Origin of the sequence: Vibrio sp. (assembly GCF_050299255.1) — a bacterium.
Taxonomy (GTDB): domain Bacteria; phylum Pseudomonadota; class Gammaproteobacteria; order Enterobacterales; family Vibrionaceae; genus Vibrio.
Genome location: NZ_JBNKVP010000004.1, coordinates 83,973 through 105,445 on the forward strand (window position 1 = coordinate 83,973; position 21,473 = coordinate 105,445).

General features: G+C 49.2%; 19 protein-coding genes. 11 read left to right on the forward strand and 8 right to left on the reverse strand.

The window, feature by feature from the left end:
- Positions 1-45: 45 nt before the first annotated feature.
- Positions 46-1,335, forward strand: coding sequence for a citrate synthase (locus tag ACQY6F_RS02815; RefSeq protein ID WP_428772057.1), 1,290 nt, complete (start codon positions 46-48; stop codon positions 1,333-1,335).
- 99 nt (positions 1,336-1,434) lie between these two features.
- On the opposite strand, the gene ACQY6F_RS02820 is transcribed toward ACQY6F_RS02815, so the two are convergent.
- Positions 1,435-2,193 carry a Nif3-like dinuclear metal center hexameric protein gene (locus ACQY6F_RS02820; protein WP_428772058.1) on the reverse strand — a complete coding sequence of 253 codons (759 nt, stop codon included), beginning with the start codon at positions 2,191-2,193 and terminating at the stop codon, positions 1,435-1,437.
- 147 nt (positions 2,194-2,340) lie between these two features.
- On the opposite strand from ACQY6F_RS02820, the gene ACQY6F_RS02825 reads away from it, so the two are divergent.
- Positions 2,341-3,099, forward strand: a complete 759-nt coding sequence (locus tag ACQY6F_RS02825; protein ID WP_428772059.1) for a DUF1853 family protein — start codon at positions 2,341-2,343, stop codon at positions 3,097-3,099.
- Positions 3,100-3,141: 42 nt separating this feature from the next.
- Here the strand turns inward: ACQY6F_RS02825 and pgm are convergent, their stop codons facing one another.
- Complete coding sequence (pgm, locus tag ACQY6F_RS02830; protein ID WP_428772060.1) at positions 3,142-4,788, reverse strand: phosphoglucomutase (alpha-D-glucose-1,6-bisphosphate-dependent); 1,647 nt, start codon at positions 4,786-4,788, stop codon at positions 3,142-3,144.
- Between the two features lie 89 nt (positions 4,789-4,877).
- Positions 4,878-5,429 carry a replication initiation negative regulator SeqA gene (gene seqA / locus ACQY6F_RS02835; RefSeq protein WP_428772061.1) on the reverse strand — a complete coding sequence of 184 codons (552 nt, stop codon included), beginning with the start codon at positions 5,427-5,429 and terminating at the stop codon, positions 4,878-4,880.
- A gap of 92 nt (positions 5,430-5,521) precedes the next feature.
- Here seqA and ACQY6F_RS02840 point away from each other — a divergent pair, with 92 nt between their 5' ends.
- From ACQY6F_RS02840 to fldA, 3 genes are all read left to right on the forward strand, one after another.
- The gene (locus ACQY6F_RS02840; protein ID WP_428772062.1) at positions 5,522-6,283 is read left to right on the forward strand and encodes an alpha/beta fold hydrolase; all 762 of its coding nucleotides are present in this window, start codon (positions 5,522-5,524) and stop codon (positions 6,281-6,283) included.
- 94 nt (positions 6,284-6,377) lie between these two features.
- Positions 6,378-6,599 (forward strand): DUF2788 domain-containing protein, encoded by a 222-nt coding sequence (locus ACQY6F_RS02845; RefSeq protein WP_428772063.1) that lies wholly within the window; start codon positions 6,378-6,380, stop codon positions 6,597-6,599.
- Positions 6,600-6,649: 50 nt separating this feature from the next.
- Entirely contained in the window at positions 6,650-7,183 is a 534-nt protein-coding gene (gene fldA / locus ACQY6F_RS02850) for a flavodoxin FldA (RefSeq protein ID WP_428772064.1), read from the forward strand.
- A gap of 29 nt (positions 7,184-7,212) precedes the next feature.
- Here the strand turns inward: fldA and ACQY6F_RS02855 are convergent, their stop codons facing one another.
- Positions 7,213-7,704, reverse strand: a complete 492-nt coding sequence (locus ACQY6F_RS02855; protein ID WP_428772065.1) for a DUF4442 domain-containing protein — start codon at positions 7,702-7,704, stop codon at positions 7,213-7,215.
- 205 nt (positions 7,705-7,909) lie between these two features.
- Here ACQY6F_RS02855 and fcrX point away from each other — a divergent pair, with 205 nt between their 5' ends.
- Positions 7,910-8,359, forward strand: coding sequence for a ferric iron uptake transcriptional regulator FcrX (fcrX, locus tag ACQY6F_RS02860; RefSeq protein WP_428772066.1), 450 nt, complete (start codon positions 7,910-7,912; stop codon positions 8,357-8,359).
- Positions 8,360-8,452: 93 nt separating this feature from the next.
- Here the strand turns inward: fcrX and glnS are convergent, their stop codons facing one another.
- Entirely contained in the window at positions 8,453-10,120 is a 1,668-nt protein-coding gene (gene glnS / locus ACQY6F_RS02865; protein ID WP_428772067.1) for a glutamine--tRNA ligase, read from the reverse strand.
- A gap of 160 nt (positions 10,121-10,280) precedes the next feature.
- The gene (nagE, locus tag ACQY6F_RS02870) at positions 10,281-11,771 is read right to left on the reverse strand and encodes an N-acetylglucosamine-specific PTS transporter subunit IIBC (RefSeq protein ID WP_428772068.1); all 1,491 of its coding nucleotides are present in this window, start codon (positions 11,769-11,771) and stop codon (positions 10,281-10,283) included.
- A gap of 467 nt (positions 11,772-12,238) precedes the next feature.
- On the opposite strand from nagE, the gene nagA reads away from it, so the two are divergent.
- From nagA to asnB, 4 genes are all read left to right on the forward strand, one after another.
- Complete coding sequence (gene nagA, locus ACQY6F_RS02875) at positions 12,239-13,375, forward strand: N-acetylglucosamine-6-phosphate deacetylase (RefSeq protein WP_428772069.1); 1,137 nt, start codon at positions 12,239-12,241, stop codon at positions 13,373-13,375.
- A gap of 2 nt (positions 13,376-13,377) precedes the next feature.
- Positions 13,378-14,592 (forward strand): DNA-binding transcriptional regulator NagC, encoded by a 1,215-nt coding sequence (gene nagC / locus ACQY6F_RS02880; RefSeq protein ID WP_428772070.1) that lies wholly within the window; start codon positions 13,378-13,380, stop codon positions 14,590-14,592.
- Positions 14,593-14,665: 73 nt separating this feature from the next.
- On the forward strand, positions 14,666-16,264 hold the full coding sequence (locus tag ACQY6F_RS02885; RefSeq protein ID WP_428772071.1) for a cation:proton antiporter: 1,599 nt from the start codon (positions 14,666-14,668) through the stop codon (positions 16,262-16,264).
- A gap of 191 nt (positions 16,265-16,455) precedes the next feature.
- Positions 16,456-18,120: an asparagine synthase B gene (gene asnB, locus ACQY6F_RS02890; RefSeq protein WP_428772072.1), complete on the forward strand. Its 1,665-nt coding sequence runs from the start codon at positions 16,456-16,458 to the stop codon at positions 18,118-18,120.
- Between the two features lie 48 nt (positions 18,121-18,168).
- On the opposite strand, the gene rfaH is transcribed toward asnB, so the two are convergent.
- The gene (rfaH, locus tag ACQY6F_RS02895; RefSeq protein ID WP_428772073.1) at positions 18,169-18,666 is read right to left on the reverse strand and encodes a transcription/translation regulatory transformer protein RfaH; all 498 of its coding nucleotides are present in this window, start codon (positions 18,664-18,666) and stop codon (positions 18,169-18,171) included.
- Between the two features lie 320 nt (positions 18,667-18,986).
- Here rfaH and ACQY6F_RS02900 point away from each other — a divergent pair, with 320 nt between their 5' ends.
- On the forward strand, positions 18,987-20,378 hold the full coding sequence (locus tag ACQY6F_RS02900; protein ID WP_428772074.1) for a peptide MFS transporter: 1,392 nt from the start codon (positions 18,987-18,989) through the stop codon (positions 20,376-20,378).
- Positions 20,379-20,468: 90 nt separating this feature from the next.
- On the opposite strand, the gene hemH is transcribed toward ACQY6F_RS02900, so the two are convergent.
- A complete protein-coding gene (hemH, locus tag ACQY6F_RS02905; protein ID WP_428772075.1) occupies positions 20,469-21,428 on the reverse strand; it encodes a ferrochelatase in 960 nt (319 codons plus the stop codon).
- Positions 21,429-21,473 lie beyond the last annotated feature (45 nt).

Genomic DNA, 21,473 nt, shown 5'->3' on the forward strand with positions numbered 1-21,473 from the left:
CACAAACATCCTGGACGGATTAAATAATATACAAAGGAGATTGTTATGGCAGATAAGAAAGCGACCCTTCATATCGAAGGTCTTGCGCCAATCGAACTGCCGATTATGGAAGGCACTGTAGGCCCAGAGGTAATCGATGTTCGTAAACTTGGTGCGAATGGATATTTCACATTCGACCCAGGTTTTCTTGCCACTGCATCCTGTGAATCTCAAATCACCTATATCGACGGAGCCAAAGGCGTACTACTACACCGTGGTTTTCCAATCGATCAGTTAGCCAACAATGCTGACTATTTAGAAGTATGTTACATCCTTCTTTACGGTGAAGCCCCTAATCGTGAACAATACGAGAAATTCAAAAAGACTGTCACGCGCCATACTATGGTGCATGAGCAGATCGCCAGTTTCTTCCACGGTTTCCGCCGCGATGCTCACCCGATGGCGGTAATGTGTGGTGTTGTCGGAGCTCTGGCTGCGTTCTACCACGACTCACTGGACGTAAACAACGATACGCACCGCGAAATCGCCGCGTACCGTCTGATTTCAAAAATGCCGACTCTGGCAGCGATGTGTTACAAATATTCTGTCGGTCAGCCGTTCATCTACCCTCGTAACGACCTGAGCTACGCAGAAAACTTCCTACATATGATGTTTGCAAACCCTTGCGAAGAGTATGAAGTGAACCCGGTAGTAGCACGTGCGATGGATAAGATTTTCACTCTGCACGCTGACCACGAGCAAAACGCTTCAACGTCAACAGTTCGCCTGGCAGGTTCTTCGGGTGCTAACCCATTTGCCTGTATCGCTGCGGGTATTGCCTCTCTGTGGGGGCCTGCACACGGCGGTGCTAACGAAGCCTGCCTGCGTATGCTGGAAGAAATTGGTCACGTTGAGAATATTCCTGAATACATCGAACGAGCCAAAGACAAAGACGATCCATTCCGTCTAATGGGCTTTGGCCACCGTGTATATAAGAACTACGACCCACGTGCGACTGTAATGCGTGAAGCATGCCATGAAGTACTGAGCGAACTGAGTATCGACGATCCACTACTGGACGTTGCGATGGAGCTGGAACGTATTGCTCTGTCTGACGAGTATTTCGTTGAGAAGAAACTGTACCCGAACGTCGATTTCTACTCAGGCATTATCCTGAAAGCCATCGGCATTCCGGTTTCAATGTTCACCGTAATCTTTGCCCTGTCTCGTACTATCGGCTGGATTGCCCATTGGAACGAAATGCACAGCGATCCGACTAACCGTATTGGTCGTCCTCGCCAGCTATACACGGGTCAGACCGTGCGTGATTTTAAGCCGCTCCACGAGCGCGAATAATATAATTATTACTATTACTGCCCGTCCGGCATGTTTGAACAACAAAGCGAGCCAATTGGCTCGCTTTTTTTATCTTGATCAACGTTATCAACGTTGTGGCTAAACCGGATTATCGATATCGATAAAGGTGACGTCCAGGCCATGGTTATTCGCCAGCCATTCTCCCAGCGCTTTGATGCCATAACGCTCGGTTGCATGGTGGCCGGCAGAAAAATAGTGCAGCCCCTGCTCACGGGCCGAGTAAGTGGTTCGCTCTGAGATTTCACCCGAGATAAACGCATCCAGGCCGGACTTGGCTGCCAAATCTATATAGTCCTGACCACCACCGGTACACCAACCGACGGTTTCAATCACACCATCCCCCTGCTCTGGGCTAATATGTAATGGTGCCCGGCTGAGCATCTGTTCCACTTTTTTCGCCAGTTCACTGCCTGTCATTGGCTGGTTCAGGCGGCCAAACATCGCCACAGACTGAGGATGACCTTCCAGACCACCTTCAACCTGGATATCCAGCAAGCGCGCCAGCTGTGCGTTATTGCCGAGCGTCGGATGGATATCTAAGGGTAAGTGGTAGGCATACAGATTGATCTGATTTTCAATCAGGCTACGAATACGATTGCCTTTCATACCGCGAATCGGCTCGGGCTCTCCTTTCCAGAAGTAGCCGTGATGCACCAGCAGGGCGTCGGCGTTTAACTCGATCGCCTTATCGATCAGCGCCTGTGAAGCGGTGACACCGGTAACGATGCGTTTGATTACCGCTTTGCCCTCCACCTGCAGGCCATTTGGGCAATAGTCTTTGATCAGCTCAGGCGACAGCTCTGCATTGAGAATGCGTTCCAACTCAAGATGATTCATAATCATGTCCTAATTAACTTTTCGACACAGGTTATAGCAATTTCACCCGTTATAACATTTTCATACATTAAAACAATTTCATACATTAAAACAATTTCACGCTAGAATGTCGAAACGTCGCTCTGCACCTTTTTCACGGAATCACGCATGGATCAGCTAACGCACTTTTTTCACTGGATTCAGTCCTCCGCTTCCCTGTTTGAAATAACGCCTCCTATGATTGATTTCCGTCAGTTTGACGCGATACCAGCGCCAAAATTGCAGGCATACCAGGGAAACCGCCGGCTGGGTTTTGTGTATCAGCACCTCTGCCAGCAGTGGTTGCACCACTCCAGGCAGTTTGAGATTAAAGCGGAAGAACTGCAACTTAATCACGATGGCCAGACCATCGGTGCCATCGATTTTATCGTTGAAAACCATCAACAACGACAGACCGAGCACTGGGAAGTGGCCATCAAGTTTTACCTATTACATCAGGGCCTCTGGTACGGACCGAACGCCAAGGATCGGCTGGACAAAAAACTCGCGCATATGTTGAATCATCAGCTTACATTGAGCCAGAAACCCACTTTCAAGCAGCTTTGGTCCGATCCGCTTCCGCTGCAACCAAAGTTGCTGATGCAGGGAAGGCTCTATATCAATCCGTTTCAGCCGGAAACCATCCCAACCCACTGTCACGGGTATCAGCTCAATCCGTCACAGATTTCTGGCTACTGGTGTTACCAACATCAATGGCCTTTGATTAAACAACCCCTGTTTACGCTGGATAAACCCTGTTGGGCAACCGGTTTAACCGATCTATCACAGCCTATATTGAGCCTACCGGAGCGCTTTATTCACGCCCAAACCGCAGACGGCCAGTTCTGGTTTATCGTGCCCGACAATTGGCCAGAGCAGAAAAAATAAAGGCGACCCAAGGCCGCCTTTAACGCTATTAAGTCGATGCCGTTACAGACCCGCTGCAGCAAACACCTGATTGACAATTTCCTGCGCTTCCTGCTCGATCTGCTTCAGGTGTTCTTCACCTTTAAAGCTTTCGCAGTAAATTTTATAGATATCTTCTGTTCCGGAAGGGCGCGCGGCAAACCAGCCATTATCGGTGGTGACTTTTAGTCCACCGATCGCAGCACCGTTACCCGGCGCATGAGTCAAACGGGCGGTAATCGGATCGCCCGCCAGCGTTTCGGCTGCGACCATTTCTGGCGACAGTTTTTTCAGTACGTCTTTTTGTGGCCCGTTGGCTACCGCCTGAATACGGGTATACTGGGATTCGCCGTGTTTCGCGGCGAGCTCTTCATAGTACTGCTGCGGATTTTTACCGGTCACGGCGGTGATTTCTGCTGCCAGCAGGCAGAGCAGAATACCGTCTTTGTCGGTTGACCAAGGCGTACCATCTTTACGTAGGAAAGAGGCACCGGCGCTCTCTTCACCGCCGAAGCCGAAACTGCCGTTATACAGGCCATCGACAAACCATTTAAAGCCAACTGGTACTTCACATAACTGGCGACCTAGATCCGCGACCACCCGGTCGATCAGAGCGCTGGATACCAGCGTTTTACCCACGGCGACCTCTTTGCCCCACGCCTGACGATGGCGGTAAAGATAGTCGATGCACACGGCCAGGTAATGGTTAGGGTTCATCAGCCCTTTAGGTGTGACAATGCCGTGGCGGTCATAGTCAGGGTCGTTGCCAAACGCCAGGTCGTATTGGTCTTTCAGTGCCAGCAGGCCCGCCATCGCGTAAGGCGAAGAACAGTCCATACGAATGACACCGTCTTTATCCAGCGACATAAACTGGAAGCTTGGATCGATGGCTTCATTCACCAGGGTAAGATCCAGCCCGTAATGTGCAGCGATATGACGCCAGTAATCGATACCACTACCACCGAGAGGATCCACACCGATTTTCAGGCCGGATTTCTGGATCGCTTCCATATCGATCACATTCACCAGATCTTCCACATACGGTTGCACCAGGTCCTTCTCGATATACAGCTCAGATGCCTTTGCTTCAGACAGTGACATACGCTTGACACCGTTTAGCCCCGCCGCAATAAGCTCATTGGCTCGATCTTCAATCGCCTGTGTCAGTTCAGCCTCTGCAGGGCCACCATGGACTGGGTTGTACTTAATACCGCCATCCTGAGGCGGGTTGTGTGATGGCGTGATCACGATACCGTCTGCTTTAGCCTGGTGGTTAAGGTTGTAAGTCAAAATGGCATGTGAAATGCCCGGTGTCGGTGTATAACCATTGTCCTGCTGAACAATCACCTCAACACCATTCGCCACCAGTACTTCAACCACACTGGCAAAAGCCGGTTCAGACAGTGCGTGCGTGTCCTTGCCGACAAACAGCGGCCCGCTAGTGCCCTGTTTGGCACGAACTTCTGCCACCGCCTGTGCGATGGCCAGGATGTGATTCTGGTTAAATGTGGACTTGTCCGCAGTACCTCGGTGACCAGAAGTACCAAACTGAACTTTATGTTGCGGGTTGGCAGGATCCGGTTGCAGCAAAAAATAGTTGGCGACCAGAGCAGGAATGTTGTGGAGATCCTGTTGCTGTGCTTTCTCTCCAGCACGTGGGTGCATTGCCATGTTGACATCCTTTCTTAAAATAACGACAAATAAAAAAGCCTCATATTACGGAGTTCATCTTGAACATTATGAGGCTTCTATCAGAATTATTAGATTGAATTGGCGACTTTTTCAATTAAGTCAGCGGGGAAACTCATCCTCGCCATCAACTGGTCAACCATCTGCCGCTTGCGACTGGTATTGTTGTTAGTGATAACCCAGAACGGCGACGCCGGAATGGCTTTAGGTTTAGTGGTATTGCCACTGGCAAGCAGTGTTTCCTGATTATCGGCAAAGTAAACCCGTTTACGGCCTTTAACCTGCGTTGCTTCAGTGAAACCGTCGGGGTCGATGCGATGCAGAGTCGACAGTACCAACATAAAACGATCAATGGCTTTTTTCAGGCCGGCATATTCATCGGAGATCAGCAGTGAGCGCATCTCTTTCACTCCGTCTAGCTGTACCTCTTGTACCGCCTCTTTCCCCACGACCAAACCACTTGGTGCCGCAGGAGTAACCGCGTGATTGACTGCGGGCTGACCGGAAACTTTGCCATCGACGTCCAACAGCCGACGCAGAATGTCTGACGCACTCTCTCCGATATGCTGGGTTTGACTCGCTATATAACGGTAAAGATCTTCATCAACCTCAATTGTTTTCATTCGCTTTTCACAATCTCTATGTTTAAACTCTGTGGGATTATAACGAGATCTTTTCTGATACTCTACGATAAACCAGTCACGAATAAGATAAAATGTCGAAGTTGCTCAACTATAAACTAGAAGGTCAGGGACCGGTGGTGGTATTACTGCACGGTCTGTTTGGAAATCTTGATAACCTTGGTTTACTGGCGCGCGACCTGCGCAGCGACCATACGGTGCTTAGTGTCGATTTACGCAATCACGGTTTGTCTTTCCACTCTTCCCAGCTCGATTATCAGTCCATGGCGACCGATGTCAGCGCCCTGCTGGATCATCTGGCCATTAGCCAGGCTATCGTCATCGGTCATTCCATGGGCGGGAAGGTGGCGATGAAACTGGTTGAAATCGCCCCCGAAAGCGTTGCTAAACTGGTGGTGCTGGATATCGCTCCGGTCGCCTATCAGACCCGCCGACATGACAACGTCCTGGCCGGGCTTAATGCGGTAACAGCGCAGAAACCGGCCAGCCGTCAGCAGGCGCTGCAAATCCTGGCCCAGCACATCGAGATTGACGGCGTACGTCAGTTCCTGAGTAAGTCGCTGTATAAAGAGGGCAATCACCTGGCATGGCGGTTTAACGTACCGGCGATCGAACAGAATTACTGGAACATTTTAGGCTGGCAACCTATCTCGCCTACCGCCATCCCCACCCTGTTTGTTAAAGGGGGCAACTCAGATTACCTGACCAACGAGCATCAACCATTAGTGCAGCAGCAGTTCAGCCATGCCAAAGCACACGTGATCGCCAATACTGGTCACTGGCTGCACGCGGAAAAACCGGTTGAGGTACTGCGGGTAATCCGTAAGTTTATTTAGCGCTGTTATTGAGAGGTCAGTGTCGACTATCTCATTAACTTTAGCCGGCAACAGTGGTATAGTGCGCGCAACAAATTTGGCTGAAAGGAAACCCATGCTGTACGACTACATGAACATGCTTGAGTCTATAGGGCTGGACTTGCTCTTCGCATCCATCTTCTTGCTGATTGGTATGGCGATAAAAGACGTCCTCAAACAAGGTAATGTTCCGCCATTCGGTCGTCGTATTGTATGGTTGGTACTGTTTCTCGGCTGTGCCGGATTCATTGCCAAAGGCATCATTCAGTTGAGCTGGGAAGGAACCGGGTTAGGTTAATCGACTCTCCTCCTCCGCCAATTACAGACACAACGAAAGGTATAGATTCTATGGCAAGTGTAGGTATCTTCTTCGGTAGCGACACAGGTAATACTGAAGCCGTTGCTAAGATGATTCAAAAGCAACTAGGAAAAAAACTGGTTCACGTACAAGACATTGCTAAAAGTAGCAAAGAAGACATCGAGAATTTTGACCTGCTGCTACTGGGCATTCCAACCTGGTATTACGGCGAAGCTCAGTGTGACTGGGATGACTTCTTCCCAGAACTGGAGCAAATCGACTTCTCCACCAAACTGGTCGCGATTTTCGGTTGTGGTGACCAGGAAGATTACGCCGAGTACTTCTGCGATGCCATGGGTACTGTTCGTGATATCGTCGAAGCCAAAGGCGGCACTATCCTGGGCTACACTTCCACCGAAGGTTACGAGTTTGAAGCGTCTAAAGCCCTGATTGACGGCGACGACAGCCAGTTTGTCGGCCTGTGTATCGATGAAGACCGTCAACCTGAACTGACTGATCAGCGCGTCAAAAGCTGGGTTGAACAGATTTACCAGGAAATGTGCCTGGCAGAGCTGGAAGACTAATGTAAAAAAACCTCCCCGCGGAGGTTTTTTTATGCCAGTTCTTCTTCACGGTATTCAGGTTTTTTACGCACATACAGGCGACGCTGCACTTCAGACACCACTTCGCCACGGCTGTCTTTAACGTGAATAATAAACTCCGGAAAACACTTCTCACCGAGTGATGTCATATGCAGGATCTCTTCCAGCTGACTTTGGCTAATTTCAAATTCAGCATACAGATCTGATTTACCCGGTTTAACAAAATTAATGCTGGCGTCCTTATCCCACACATAATATTGCTCACCCAGTATGCCCATCAACATCAGTGAGTAGACCGGATCGGTGAGGGAAAAGATACTGCCGCCATACTGAGTACGGTTGGCATTCTTGTTCCACCAGCGTAGCTTAAGTTTCATCTGTACCTGACGAAAGTCGTCACTAATAGACAGGATACGAATTCCGGCGCCCCAAAACGGTGGCCAGATATTCAACGCCCACTTAACCAACTTTGGCGTATAAATCTTAGCTAGTCCCTTATTCATCAACTGATTTCCTAACCTGTTCCAATCGACAATGTTAATCAATTGTAACTGGTCATACCACAACTTACTACTCATATCGTGCTCAGTTAGCCAATTTTAACTAGTAACCCTTTGAAGTTCGTGGTTTATTGTTAAGATGGACTACCCTATAATAATAGGAATATTGAACTCTGTTATTTGCTGCAGATCATCAACAGGAAAACATATGTCAGACAATAACCAAGCGTTAAAGGATGCTGGTCTAAAAGTTACCCTTCCAAGGCTGAAAATTTTAGAAGTATTACAGCAACCCGAGTGCCAACACATCAGTGCTGAAGAGCTTTATAAGAAACTGATCGACTTAGGTGAAGAGATTGGCCTGGCTACGGTTTATCGCGTTCTGAACCAATTTGATGATGCAGGTATCGTTACCCGCCACCATTTTGAAGGTGGTAAGTCGGTGTTTGAATTGTCCACCCAGCACCACCATGACCATCTAGTGTGCTTGGACTGTGGCGAAGTGATCGAATTCTCAGACGACGTCATTGAGCAACGTCAACGTGAAATCGCAGCGAAATACAACGTGTCTCTGACTAACCACAGTCTTTACCTCTACGGTAAATGCAGTGATGGTTCATGCAAAGACAACCCTGACGCGCACAAGCCTAAGTCCTGATCGTGTTACCGATACTAAAAAGCCAGCTTATTCAGCTGGCTTTTTTATACCTGTAAGATGACAGACCGGAACACACCGGCCTGCACCGCGCACTTATTTCGATTCGATCTTGGCCCAGGTATCACGCAGACCCACAGTGCGGTTAAACACCAGCTTTTCTGCAGAAGAGTCTTTCACATCGGCACAGAAGTAGCCCATACGTTCAAACTGGAAGCCTTTCTCGGCCGGAGCTTCGGCCAGGCTTGGTTCAACATAACCGTTCACCTTAACCAGCGAGTCCGGATTGATGGTTTCAGCAAAATTGTCTGCCGCTGCAGGGTTTGGCACGGTAAACAAACGGTCGTACAAACGGATTTCCGCCGGCAGACCTTGCTCCGCAGATACCCAGTGGATCACGCCTTTGACTTTGCGACCATCCGCCGGGTTTTTACCTAATGTATCGGCATCGTAGCTACAGAAAATGGTGGTGATATTGCCTTCGGCATCCTTTTCTACCCGCTCGGCTTTAATCACATAAGCGCCGCGCAAACGCACTTCTTTGCCTAATACTAAGCGCTTATATTTCTTGTTGGCTTCTTCACGGAAATCTTCGCGTTCAATCCACAGTTCGCGGCTGAATGGCACCTGGCGTTCGCCCATTTCAGGCTTATTCGGGTGATTGGCAACAGTGAGTACTTCGCTGCTGTCAGCAAAATTTTCAATCACAACTTTCACCGGGTCAAGAACGGCCATTGCACGCGGTGCGTTTTCATTCAGATCATCACGAATACAGGATTCCAGTGAGCCCATTTCGATCATGTTGTCCTGTTTGGTCACACCGATGCGTTTGCAGAACTCACGAATGGATGCTGGCGTAAAGCCGCGGCGACGCAGACCCGAAATGGTTGGCATACGCGGGTCATCCCAGCCGTCGACCAATTTTTCCGTGACCAATTGGTTCAGCTTACGCTTCGACATCACTGTATATTCCAGGTTCAGGCGACTGAACTCGTACTGGCGAGGGTGACAAGGGATAGTAATATTATCCAGTACCCAATCATACAGACGGCGGTTGTCCTGGAACTCCAGTGTACACAGGGAGTGGGTAATGCCTTCGAGCGCATCGGAAATACAGTGGGTAAAATCGTACATCGGATAGATGCACCATTTATCACCGGTTTGATGGTGGTGAGCAAAACGTACCCGGTACAGCACGGGATCGCGCAGAACGATAAAGGACGAAGCCAAGTCGATCTTTGCACGCAGACATGCCTTACCCTCTTCAAAGCCACCATCACGCATTTTTTCGAACAGCGCCAGGTTTTCCTCAACGCTACGGTCGCGATATGGGCTTGGTTTACCTGGTTCTGTCAGCGTACCACGGTATTCACGAATCTGCTCCGGGCTGAGTTCTTCTACGTAAGCCAGGCCTTTTTCAATCAGCTCTACGGCAAAGCCATACAGCTGGTCAAAATAGTTGGATGAATAACAAATTTCACCATCCCACTCAAACCCAAGCCAATGAACATCATTCTTGATTGACTCAACGTATTCAACGTCTTCTTTCTCAGGGTTGGTATCATCAAAACGCAAATTACATTTGCCTTGATAGTCCTGAGCGATACCAAAGTTCAGGCAGATGGATTTAGCGTGACCGATATGCAGATAACCGTTCGGTTCCGGCGGGAAACGAGTATGCACGCTGTTGTGGGTGCCATCCGCCAAATCTTTATCAATGATCTGGCGAATAAAGTTCGATGGACGAGCCTCAGCTTCACTCATCAAGGAATACCTCTGATTTGCAATTTTATGTTTCTAGCGATAATCGTCAATCATCCACATTTCTGGCTAGCTAGACAACTAATAACTACGAAATTTCGCCTGAAACAGACAAAAAATGCCTCCACAAGGGAGGCATTTTGATTTGAGATAATAAATCCGCTTATGCTGGCAGTTGTACTCCTGATAAATCTGCATCAGCCGGAATGTTTTTCATCTCGCCGGCAATGATTTCAGCCAGAGGACCAAGGATAACCTGAATGTTGTTTGAACCCAGTTTCACGACCCCCATGGCGCCCAGGTCTTTCAAGGTTTTTTCGTTGATCACGCTGGTGTCTTTCAGAGTCAGACGCAGACGAGTGATACAAGCATCAATGTTAGTCAGGTTTGCATGACCACCCAGCGCTTTCAGGTACTGCTTCGCCAGTTCAGAAGAGTTTGACGAACCTGCGATTTCGCTGCTTTCGTCATCTTCACGACCAGGTGTTTTCAGGCCGAACTTGACGATGGCAGTACGGAACACTACGTAGTACAGGCAGAAGAATACCGCACCTTGCACCAGCAGCATGTACCATTTGTTTGCCAGAGGGTTCTGAGCAGACAGTACCATATCCACCAGACCTGCAGAGAAGCCGAAGCCCGCAGTCCAGTTCATTACGTCGGCGATGAACAGAGACAGACCAGTCAGCGCGGCGTGGATTAGGTACAGTACCGGAGCCATGAACATGAATGAGAATTCCAGTGGCTCAGTCACGCCAGTAAAGAATGATGCAAAGCCGGCTGCAATCATGATAGAAGCAACTTTCGCTTTGTTTTCAGGTTTCGCAGTGTGGTAGATAGCCAGAGCTGCACCAGGAAGACCGAACATCATCACTGGGAAGAAGCCTGCCATGTAGCGACCAGTCTCGCCCACTACGCCAACACCTTCAGCGATTGCGTTAGGATTCCACCAGTTGCCCAGGTCATTAATACCCGCCATATCGAACCAGAACACTGAGTTTAGTGCATGGTGCAGACCAACAGGAATCAGCAGACGGTTAAAGAAGCCGTACAGACCAGAACCAACTTCACCCAGACCAGTGATCCACTCACCAAAGCTTACCAGACCACCAAAGATGACAGGCCACGCATACATCAGTACAAACGAGATTGCGATAGCCGCAAATGAAGTCAGAATAGGAACCAGACGTTTGCCTGAGAAGAATGCCAGCGCTTTGTGCAGTTCAACCTGGTAGTAACGGTTGTACAGTTCAGCGGCAACAATACCAGACAGAATACCGATAAACTGGTTACCGATCTTAGCAAACGCCAGCTTGGTTTCTGCATCATCCAGAGCAACCAGGCCGATAGACTCAACCGCTCCTGGGCTTAAAAGTGTTGTAATAACTGTGTAGCCCACGAAACCAGCCAGAGCCGCTGCGCCGTCTTTGTCTTTCGACATACCGTAAGCAACACCGATGGCAAACAGTACCGACATATTGTCGATAATCGCCGCGCCAGCCTTGATTAGAAATGCAGCTAATGCACTGTTAGCACCCCAACCGGTTGGGTCGATCCAGTAACCGATACCCATCAGTATCGCCGCTGCAGGTAGTGTAGCAACCGGCACCATCAGTGCCTTACCTACCTTTTGAAAATATCCAAGAATGTTCACCTTAGTTTCCCCCTATAGGATTTTTGGAATATCGCCCTGAGACTTATTTTAGTCATTCAATTTAGTCAGGGTCAGTGTATGACAATAATTTCGCCCCGCAAATTAAAACCTCATCATTTGTGATCCTAATCACCAGATACCGGCTGTTCGGGAAGTTTTTGCTAGCCAGATCATAAAACTTATTTTACAATTCAAAAAAACAGCGGTTTGGCGTTAACATTGGTTTGCTTTCAGACAAAGCAATTGCGTCAATCTTAATAAAGACGGGGGATTGGGCGAAAAGGTAAAATAAATAAAAAGTTATGCCAATGCCAAACAGCATAAGCAACCAGTCACCAAATTGACGGCAAATTTTTCGCTCGCAAAACCAATTTTGCAATCTAATTGAAGCGCACAAATAAAGTTATTTTCAGCGCTGATTTGATTGCCAAAGAACAAAAGATTCAAGTTGATAAGGATTAGCTAAAATGTATGCGCTAACTAACTGTAAAATCTACACCGGATCAGAAGTATTGGTCGATCACGCGGTGATTATCCAGCAGGATAAAATCGTCTCTGTCTGCCCGCGATCTGAACTTCCCGCAGACATCGCTCAGCAGGATCTGCAAGGTGCCAACCTGAGTCCGGGGTTTATTGATCTGCAGCTGAACGGTTGTGGCGGAGTCATGTTCAATGACACGATTGACGCAGACACCATTCATACTATGCACAAGGCCAACCTAAAGTCTGGCTGTACCAGCTTTTTACCGACTCTTATCACCTCATCTGATCAGGACATGCGCCAGGCAGTATCGGCAGCCCGAGAGTACCATCGCCAATATCAGAACCATTCGCTAGGGCTGCATCTGGAAGGTCCATACCTGAGCGTAATGAAAAAAGGCATCCACTGCGTGGACTACATTCGCCGTTCAGACGACGAGATGGTCGATTTTCTCTGTGACAATGCCGATATCATCACTAAAGTCACGCTCGCACCGGAACAGAACCGTCCGGAACACATCGAGCGGTTGGCAAAAGCGGGCATTTTAGTCTCCATCGGTCACACCAATGCTTCTTATAAGGAAGCGCGCAAAGGGTTTGAATCTGGTATCCGCTTCGCCACCCATCTGTTTAATGCTATGACGCCTATGGTGGGCCGCGAACCGGGTGTTGTCGGAGCAATTCTTGATACACCAGAGGTTTACGCGGGTATCATTGCCGACGGATTCCATGTAGATTATGCCAATATTCGAATCGCTCACAAAATTAAGGGCGAAAAATTAGTATTAGTGACCGACGCCACAGCTCCGGCAGGCGCGAACATGGATCACTTTATTTTTGTCGGTAAGAAAGTATATTACCGAGATGGCAAGTGCGTCGATGAAAACGGCACACTTGGCGGCTCAGCTCTAACCATGATCGAAGCAGTTCAGAATACGGTTGAGCATGTAGGCATCGCGATGGATGAAGCGTTACGTATGGCAACGCTTTACCCGGCAAAAGCAATTGGTAAAGACGATGTTCTGGGGCGGATAAAACCAGGAATGATCGCCAACTTAACCGCTTTCGATCGGGACTTTAATCTCGTCGCGACAATAGTGAATGGACAATACGAGCAAGATTGAGAATGAATGGCGGACAAATAGGTAACGTAGATCTCGTTAAACAGTTAAACAGTGCTGCGGTTTATCGCCTTATCGACCAGCAAGGGCCGATCTCGCGAATTCAGGTAGCTGATGTTAGTCAACTGGCTCCGGCCAGCGTTACTAAAATCACCCGCCAACTTCTGGAACGCGGTTTGATCAAGGAAGTGGCTCAGCAAGCGTCTACGGGCGGGCGCCGGGCGATTTCATTGACAACGGAAGTAGCGCCATTCCACTCCGTTTGCGCGCGGCTAGGCCGAGATTATCTGCAGCTGAGCTTGTTTAACCTGGCCGGTGAAGAGTTGGCCTCCGCTCAGCACAACTTTAAATATCAGACCCAAGCAGAGCTGGTTGAAGGGTTACTGGCCCAAATCAAATCCTTTATCGATAGCCAGCAGGGTGTCATCAACCAGTTAATTGCGATTGGCATTTCGCTGCCGGGGCTGGTCAACCCGGAAACCGGTGTTATCGACTACATGCCTAACGTTGAAATCAATAACCTGGCTCTGGCTGAGCTGGTATTGAACGAGTTCCACGTTCAGTGTTTTGTCGGTAACGATGTCCGCGGTATGGCCCTGGCAGAACACTATTTCGGTGCCAGCAAAGACTGCCAGGACTCTATACTGGTCAGTGTCCACCGGGGTACCGGTGCAGGTATTATCGTCAACGGCCAGGTATTTCTCGGGTCAAACCGCAACGTCGGTGAAATTGGCCACATTCAGATCGACCCTCTTGGAGAGCAGTGCCAGTGCGGTAACTTTGGCTGTCTTGAAACCGTGGCCGCCAACCCGGCTATTGTGGAACGAGTTAAGAAGCTGATCGCACAAGGATACGAGTCTTCCTTGGCCGAGCTGGATGACATCACCATTAAAGATGTCTGTGAACACGCCAACACGGGTGACGAGTTGGCGAAGCAGAGCCTGGTCCGGGTCGGCAATCAGCTCGGTAAGGCCATCGCGATCACAATCAACCTGTTCAACCCGCAGAAAATAGTGGTCGCCGGTGATATTACCGCTTGTGAAGATATCGTGTTTCCTGCAATTCGGCGCAATGTGGAAAACCAGTCTTTAACCACTTTCCACAACGGGTTACCGATCGTCGCCTCGCAGATCGACAGTCAGCCAACCCTGGGCGCATTCGCGATGATCAAGCGCGCAATGCTCAATGGCGTCTTGTTACAAAAATTACTTGAAGAGTAATCCTTAAAGTATCTCAATCAGTTACAATCAAAGCTATGCCCGCTAACGCATAGCTTTTTTATTGTAAGGTACCATGGATCTGATACTCATTGCGGCCGCCTTTGTGGCCGGTTTACTGGCATTAAAATGCCACCTTCCCCCTCTGGTGGGTTTCCTACTAGCAGGATTCGCCCTGCACGCCTTTGGCGTTCGCTCCGATGAAACACTCGTCACTCTGGCCGATTTAGGTGTGACACTGCTGCTGTTCACTATCGGTTTGAAGCTGGATATTAAAACATTGCTGTCCAAAGAGATTTGGGCTGGCGCCAGCATACATAACCTACTGTCGACCCTGGGCTTTTCACTGGCATTGATCGCCTTTAAGCTGATTGGAGTCAGCTCACTGGCGGCGATGACACTGGGTCAGTTGGTCCTGCTCGGCTTTGCCCTGTCATTCTCTTCCACGGTATTTGCGATTAAATCGCTGCAGGAAAAAGGCGAAATGAACGCCACCTATGCCACCATCGCCATCGGCATTCTGGTGATGCAAGATATCTTTGCCGTGGTGTTTCTTACCGCCTCTACCGGCAAGCTACCCGAGTGGTATGCGATTGCGCTGTTTGGCCTACCCTTGGTTCGTCCACTGCTGTTTAAAGCCCTCGACAGCGTTGGCCACGGTGAGATGCTAGTATTGTTTGGCGTATTTATTGCGCTGATATTTGGCGCCGGCCTGTTTGAATTAGTCGGTATGAAACCTGACCTGGGCGCGCTTATCCTTGGCATGATGCTGGCGGGACACAAGAAAGCATCCGAGCTATCCAAATCTTTATTTAACCTCAAAGAGCTGTTTCTGGTCGCCTTCTTTCTCAATATTGGCCTGTCGGAACAACCCACCCTGAATGGCTTTGCCCTCGCCTTGCTATTTCTATTGCTTTTGCCGGTCAAAGGCGTGCTCTATTTCGTGGTTCTGAATCGGTTCAAGTTCCGTATCCGCACTTCACTGCTCGCCGCGTTGTCACTGTTTAACTACAGTGAATTTGGCCTGATTGTTGGTGGACTGGCGTTTAAGATGGGTTGGATGAGTGGCGATATCCTGGTGGCGTTGGCACTGGCTGTCTCAATCTCATTCGTCATCGCTGCACCACTAAACCGCCTTGGTCATCAAGTTTATCTGCGCTCTCGCCACTGGCTCAAAGAGCATGCAGCGGAACAGTTGCACTTTAAAGATCAACTGATCAATCCCGGCCATGCGCAGGTACTGATCCTGGGCATGGGCCGTATCGGTACCGGCACTTATGACGAAATGGTCAGCCGATTTGGTGAGGTCTGCCTCGGAATAGAAGTGCGCGAAGAGAGTGTTGATCATCACCAGCGCCACGGACGCAATGTCATCAGTGGAGATGCCACCGACCCAGACTTCTGGGAAAGGGTACTGGACACGGCTCAGGTTAAGTTGGTGTTGCTGGCAATGCCAAATCATCAGGGGAATCAGATTGCGCTTGATCTGTTAAGGCGACGTGGTTTTACTGGTAAAATTGCCGCCATCGCCGCTTATCCGGACCAGATAGAAACCCTGCTCGACGACGGAGCCGATGCCGCGTTTAATATTTACCGCGAAGCCGGTAGCGGCTTTGCGAGACACGTATGCGATCAATTGGCGCCCAAATTCACAGCCCAGAACGGACAAAATTGACCGGACAACAACTCTTTTTGGCTACATTTCCAGCAAAACATGGATTTCATTTTATAAAAAAAGGTTTTTATTAAATAATATCTAATCAACAGCGCTTTTTAATTTTATTTCCATCAAGAGCTGTTGCTTTTTTTAGTCAAACTGGCAAATTTAGATGTAGAAACTTTGTGACAACAGATTAAGGAAGTAGTATGTGTTCTGTATTTGGCATTCTGGACATTAAAAGTGATGCTCAAGCGCTGCGCCATGTGGCCTTGGAAATGTCTAAAAAATTACGCCACCGTGGCCCGGACTGGTCAGGTATCTATTCTTCAGACAAAGCGATCCTCGCTCACGAGCGTTTGGCCATCGTAGGTCTGAATAGCGGTGCGCAACCTCTATACAGCCATAATAAGAAACATATCCTGGCCGTTAACGGCGAAATCTATAACCACAAAGAAATTCGTGCCCGCTATGAAGGCAAATACGAATTCCAAACCGATTCTGACTGCGAAGTCATTCTGGCTCTGTATCAGGATCTGGGGATGGATATGCTGGAAGAGTTGAACGGCATCTTCGCGTTTGTTCTGTATGATGAAGAAAAAGACCAGTACCTGATCGGTCGCGACCATATCGGTATTATCCCGCTGTACCATGGCCATGATGAACACGGTAACTACTATGTAGCTTCAGAAATGAAAGCACTGGTTCCAGTGTGCAAAACCATCAGTGAGTTCCCTCCGGGTTGCTACTTCAGCTCCGGCGACAGCGAGCCACAACGCTACTATATCCGTGACTGGAACGAATACGCGGCAGTTGCTGGGAATTCCACCAGCAAAGAAGAACTGACGGAAGCGTTGGAAGCGGCAATCAAACGCCAGCTAATGACCGACGTACCATACGGTGTACTGCTGTCTGGAGGCCTGGACTCTTCGATTACCTCAGCAGTCGCAAAACGCTTTGCGGCGATGCGTATCGAAGATGATGAAAAATCTGCTGCGTGGTGGCCACAGCTGCACTCATTTGCTATTGGGCTGGAAGGTGCACCTGACCTGAAAGCTGCTCGTGAAGTGGCGGACAAGATTGGTACCGTACACCATGAGATGACTTACACTATCCAGGAAGGTTTAGACGCAATTCGTGATGTTATCTACCACATTGAAACCTATGACGTCACTACCATCCGAGCCTCTACACCTATGTTCCTGATGGGACGTAAGATTAAAGCCATGGGAATTAAAATGGTGCTGTCCGGCGAAGGAGCTGACGAGATCTTTGGTGGCTACCTGTATTTCCACAAAGCACCAAACGCGCAAGAGTTCCATGAAGAGACGGTGCGTAAACTACTGGCCCTGAACATGTTTGACTGTGCCCGCGCGAACAAATCTCTGGCCGCCTGGGGCGTAGAAGGGCGCGTTCCGTTCCTGGATAAAGAGTTTATCGACGTCGCGATGCGCCTGAACCCGGAAGACAAAATGTGTGGCAACGGCAAAATGGAAAAACACATTCTGCGCGAATGTTTTGAACACTACCTGCCAGACTCTATCGCCTGGCGCCAGAAAGAGCAGTTCTCAGATGGCGTCGGTTACAGCTGGATTGATACTTTGAAAGAAGTGGCCGAGCAGAAAGTAACCGACCAGCAGATGGAAACAGCATCGTTCCGCTTCCCTTACAACACGCCAACCACCAAAGAAGGTTATGTGTACCGGGAGATCTTTGAGCAGCTGTTCCCGCTGGAATCTGCCGCCAAATGCGTACCTGGCGGACCATCTGTGGCTTGTTCTTCAGCCAAAGCAGTTGAATGGGACGAATCATTTAAAAACTGTGTCGATCCGTCAGGCCGTGCAGTACAAACCGTCCACAACGACGCTTACTAACGATAACGTCCACCGTTAGCAAAAAGGCACCTTCTCGGTGCCTTTTTATTAATCTATATCCAGATCCTGATTGTCAATGCTAACAGGTACCGGTTGGTTGATCAGCTTAACCAGCAAAATAGAACGCGTCTCACCATCCGGTTCATGGTAGATGGCATCAATGCCAGCAAACTGGCCACGCTGGATACGCATTGAATCCCCTTTAGCGGGGAGTGTGGAAGCCACCTGTTCGGCGTATTCCCCTTCCAGCTCTTTCAGCGCGTATACCAGGTCACCCTGTAGTTCCTGCGGATAGGCCCCCTGCCTGACAAAGTCCACCACACCCCGTGTAGAACGGACAGCAGTAAACGTCGGCCCGTCTTGATAGTCAAAACGGACAAACATATAGGAGGGGAATAACGGCTCCGTTACCGCTTGCCGCTTACCTCTGACCAGCTTTTCCAGCTTAACTTGCGGGTAATAGCACTCTACACCTTGGTTTTCCAGGTGTAACTTGGCGCGACGCTGATCGCCTCGTTTACAATATAACAGATACCATTGCTTCATTTTTTCTAGCCAAATTATTTTTATGTTTGGCGCATCCTAACATTTTCACTGCTAATGTTCAGCAGACCGGCGCAATCTACAACAACCGTAGAGCTCATTACCCCGTCTGATTGGCAGTTAATCTACCTGCTAAAAGCGTAATCTAATTTTTCACTATCTGTGACACGAATTGCGTGCCAGACATAAAAAGTTTTAAATATCAGAACATTAATTCCACATTTAACACTTATTCTACATATGCCTATATTTGCAGTTTATTAATCCATCATGTATACGTATTGCCACATAAATATCCATCGTATTGCGGATTATAAAAACTTATGGCAAACCAACGACTCATTCTAGGCCATCCTAGTGGCTTATTTTTACTGTTCGGCACTGAATTGTGGGAACGGTTTTCTTACTACGCCATGCGCGCCATTCTGGTGCTCTATTTAACCGATACCACTCTGAACGGAGGCATGGGCTGGACAACCAAAGATGCACTGGATCTTTATGGTACCTATACAGGTCTTGTCTACATTACCCCGCTGATCGGCGGCTGGTTGGCCGACAACTATCTGGGCCAGCGACGTTCTGTATTGATCGGTGGCACTCTGATGGCGATCGGTCAATTTACCCTGGCTCTGCCCGCAGAAATACTGCCATTTTCCTCTGTGAACGCCTTCTATCTTGGTCTGGCGCTGTTAATTGCCGGTAACGGCTTGTTTAAACCCAATATTTCCACCATGGTTGGCGATCTGTATCAGGAAGGTGATCACCGCCGTGACGGCGCATTCACCATATTCTACATGGGCATTAATATCGGCGCGTTGCTGGCAGGGATTATCTCTGGGCTGGTGACCGAATCGTACGGCTGGCAAGCCGGTTTTATCGCCGCCGGTATCGGTATGCTGGTCAGCCTGGTGATGCAGATTGCACTGGCGCCCGGCCTGCTGGGAGAAATTGGTGTCGTGCCTGCGGCAAAACGCGATCTTGAAAGCAAGCATTCCGCTCAGAAACAGCCACTGACCGCAAAAGAAGTGGACCGATTGAAGGTTGTCCTGGTGATGGGCTTGTTTGTGATCGTGTTCTGGGCAGGCTTTGAGCAAGCTGGCGGACTGATGAATATTTACACTCAACAATACACCGACCGTATGCTGGGTGATTTTGAGGTTCCAGCGGCCTGGTTCCAGTCCCTGAATCCATTTTTCATTATCACTCTGGCTCCTGTGCTGGCCGCACTTTGGGTCAAGCTGGGCAAACGCGAACCTAACTCACCGGTTAAGTTTGCCATGGCGCTGTTTTTCCTGGCTATTGGCTTTATCTGTATGGTCGGTGCTGTCATGGAACAAGGCGGCGACACCAGTGTAAAAACCTCAATGCTGTGGCTTGTGGGCGCGTTCTTCTTCCATACTCTGGGTGAATTGTGCCTGTCGCCAATCGGTTTATCGCTGGTGACTAAACTGGCGCCACTGCGCCTGGCTTCGCTGATGATGGGTGCCTGGTTTGGTTTCAACGCGATTGCCAACTATGTGGCAGGATTAATCGGTTCCCATGTGGGTGAACTGGGTGCGATGGCCATCTTTGGCGGTATCGCTGTCACTGCCGCTATCTGCGGCGTTATGTTACTGCTGTGTGCCAATAGTCTGGTTTGCTGGATGCATGGCGCAGAATCCAACATAGTGACAGATGAGAGCGATGTTGTGGATGCTAAACCGCAGACGGCTTAAGCCAACGGCCATGGGAGCCAACAGTTGCCAGACTCAATGGTAATCAAAAGGGTCCCCCTGGTGACCCTTTTTTGATCTGGCTGATCTGGTTTAACGACGCTGGATCAGCTCCGCCATCAGAGTGATATGACTATCGCTGTCATTCAGGCATTCAATATAATGGAACGACTCACCACCCGCGTCTAAGAAGACTTCTTTGCACTGCAGGGCGATTTCTTCCAGAGTTTCAATACAGTCACAAGAAAATGCTGGTGCGATAATATCCAGCCGTTTAATCCCCTGCCCCGGTAATTGCTCTAACGTTTTATCTGTGTAAGGTTGCAGCCATTCTTCACGGCCAAACCTGGACTGGAAACTCATGCCTATCTGGTTTTCATTCAGCCCCAACTCTTCCGCCAGCAGTCGCGTGGTCAGTTGGCAGTGTTGCGGATAGATATCACCTAAATCAGCAAACCGTTTCGGAATACCATGGAAAGAACAGAGCAAGTAATCACCCTGACCATTTTTCTTCCAGTTATCACGAACTTTGTCCGCCAATGCCTTGATATACATTGGATGATCGCAGTAATCGCGAATCAGCTGGTAGCCGGGTATTACCCTGAGCTTGCGTAGCGCCTGCTGCACTCCATCCGCCACCGCAGCGGTTGTCGTCGCCGAATACTGCGGATAAAGGGGCAGTACGACAATGTCCTTTGCGCCGCGGCTCATCAGCGCCTTGATACCATCAAGTAAGCTGGGATTGCCATAGGTCATCCCCAGCTCGACCGGCATATCCAGTTTAGCCTCCAGCTTTTGCGCCTGCCGCTTAGAGTAGACCATCAGCGGAGAACCCTCTTCCATCCAGATTGACTGATAGAGTTTGGCAACCTTGGGTGAGCGCACCGGCAGGATAATTCCGTGCAGCAATGGGCACCAGAGCCAGCGCGACATGTCGACTACTCTCTGGTCGTGTAAAAATTGGCTAAGGAAGCGTTTCACCGCTTGTGATGTTGGTGCATCGGGAGTTCCCAGATTCACCAGAAGTACGCCTGTGTGATTGTTATTTTCCATAGTAATACTAAGTTGTTCGGCTACTGTCGTCTCTACTGATCGCAA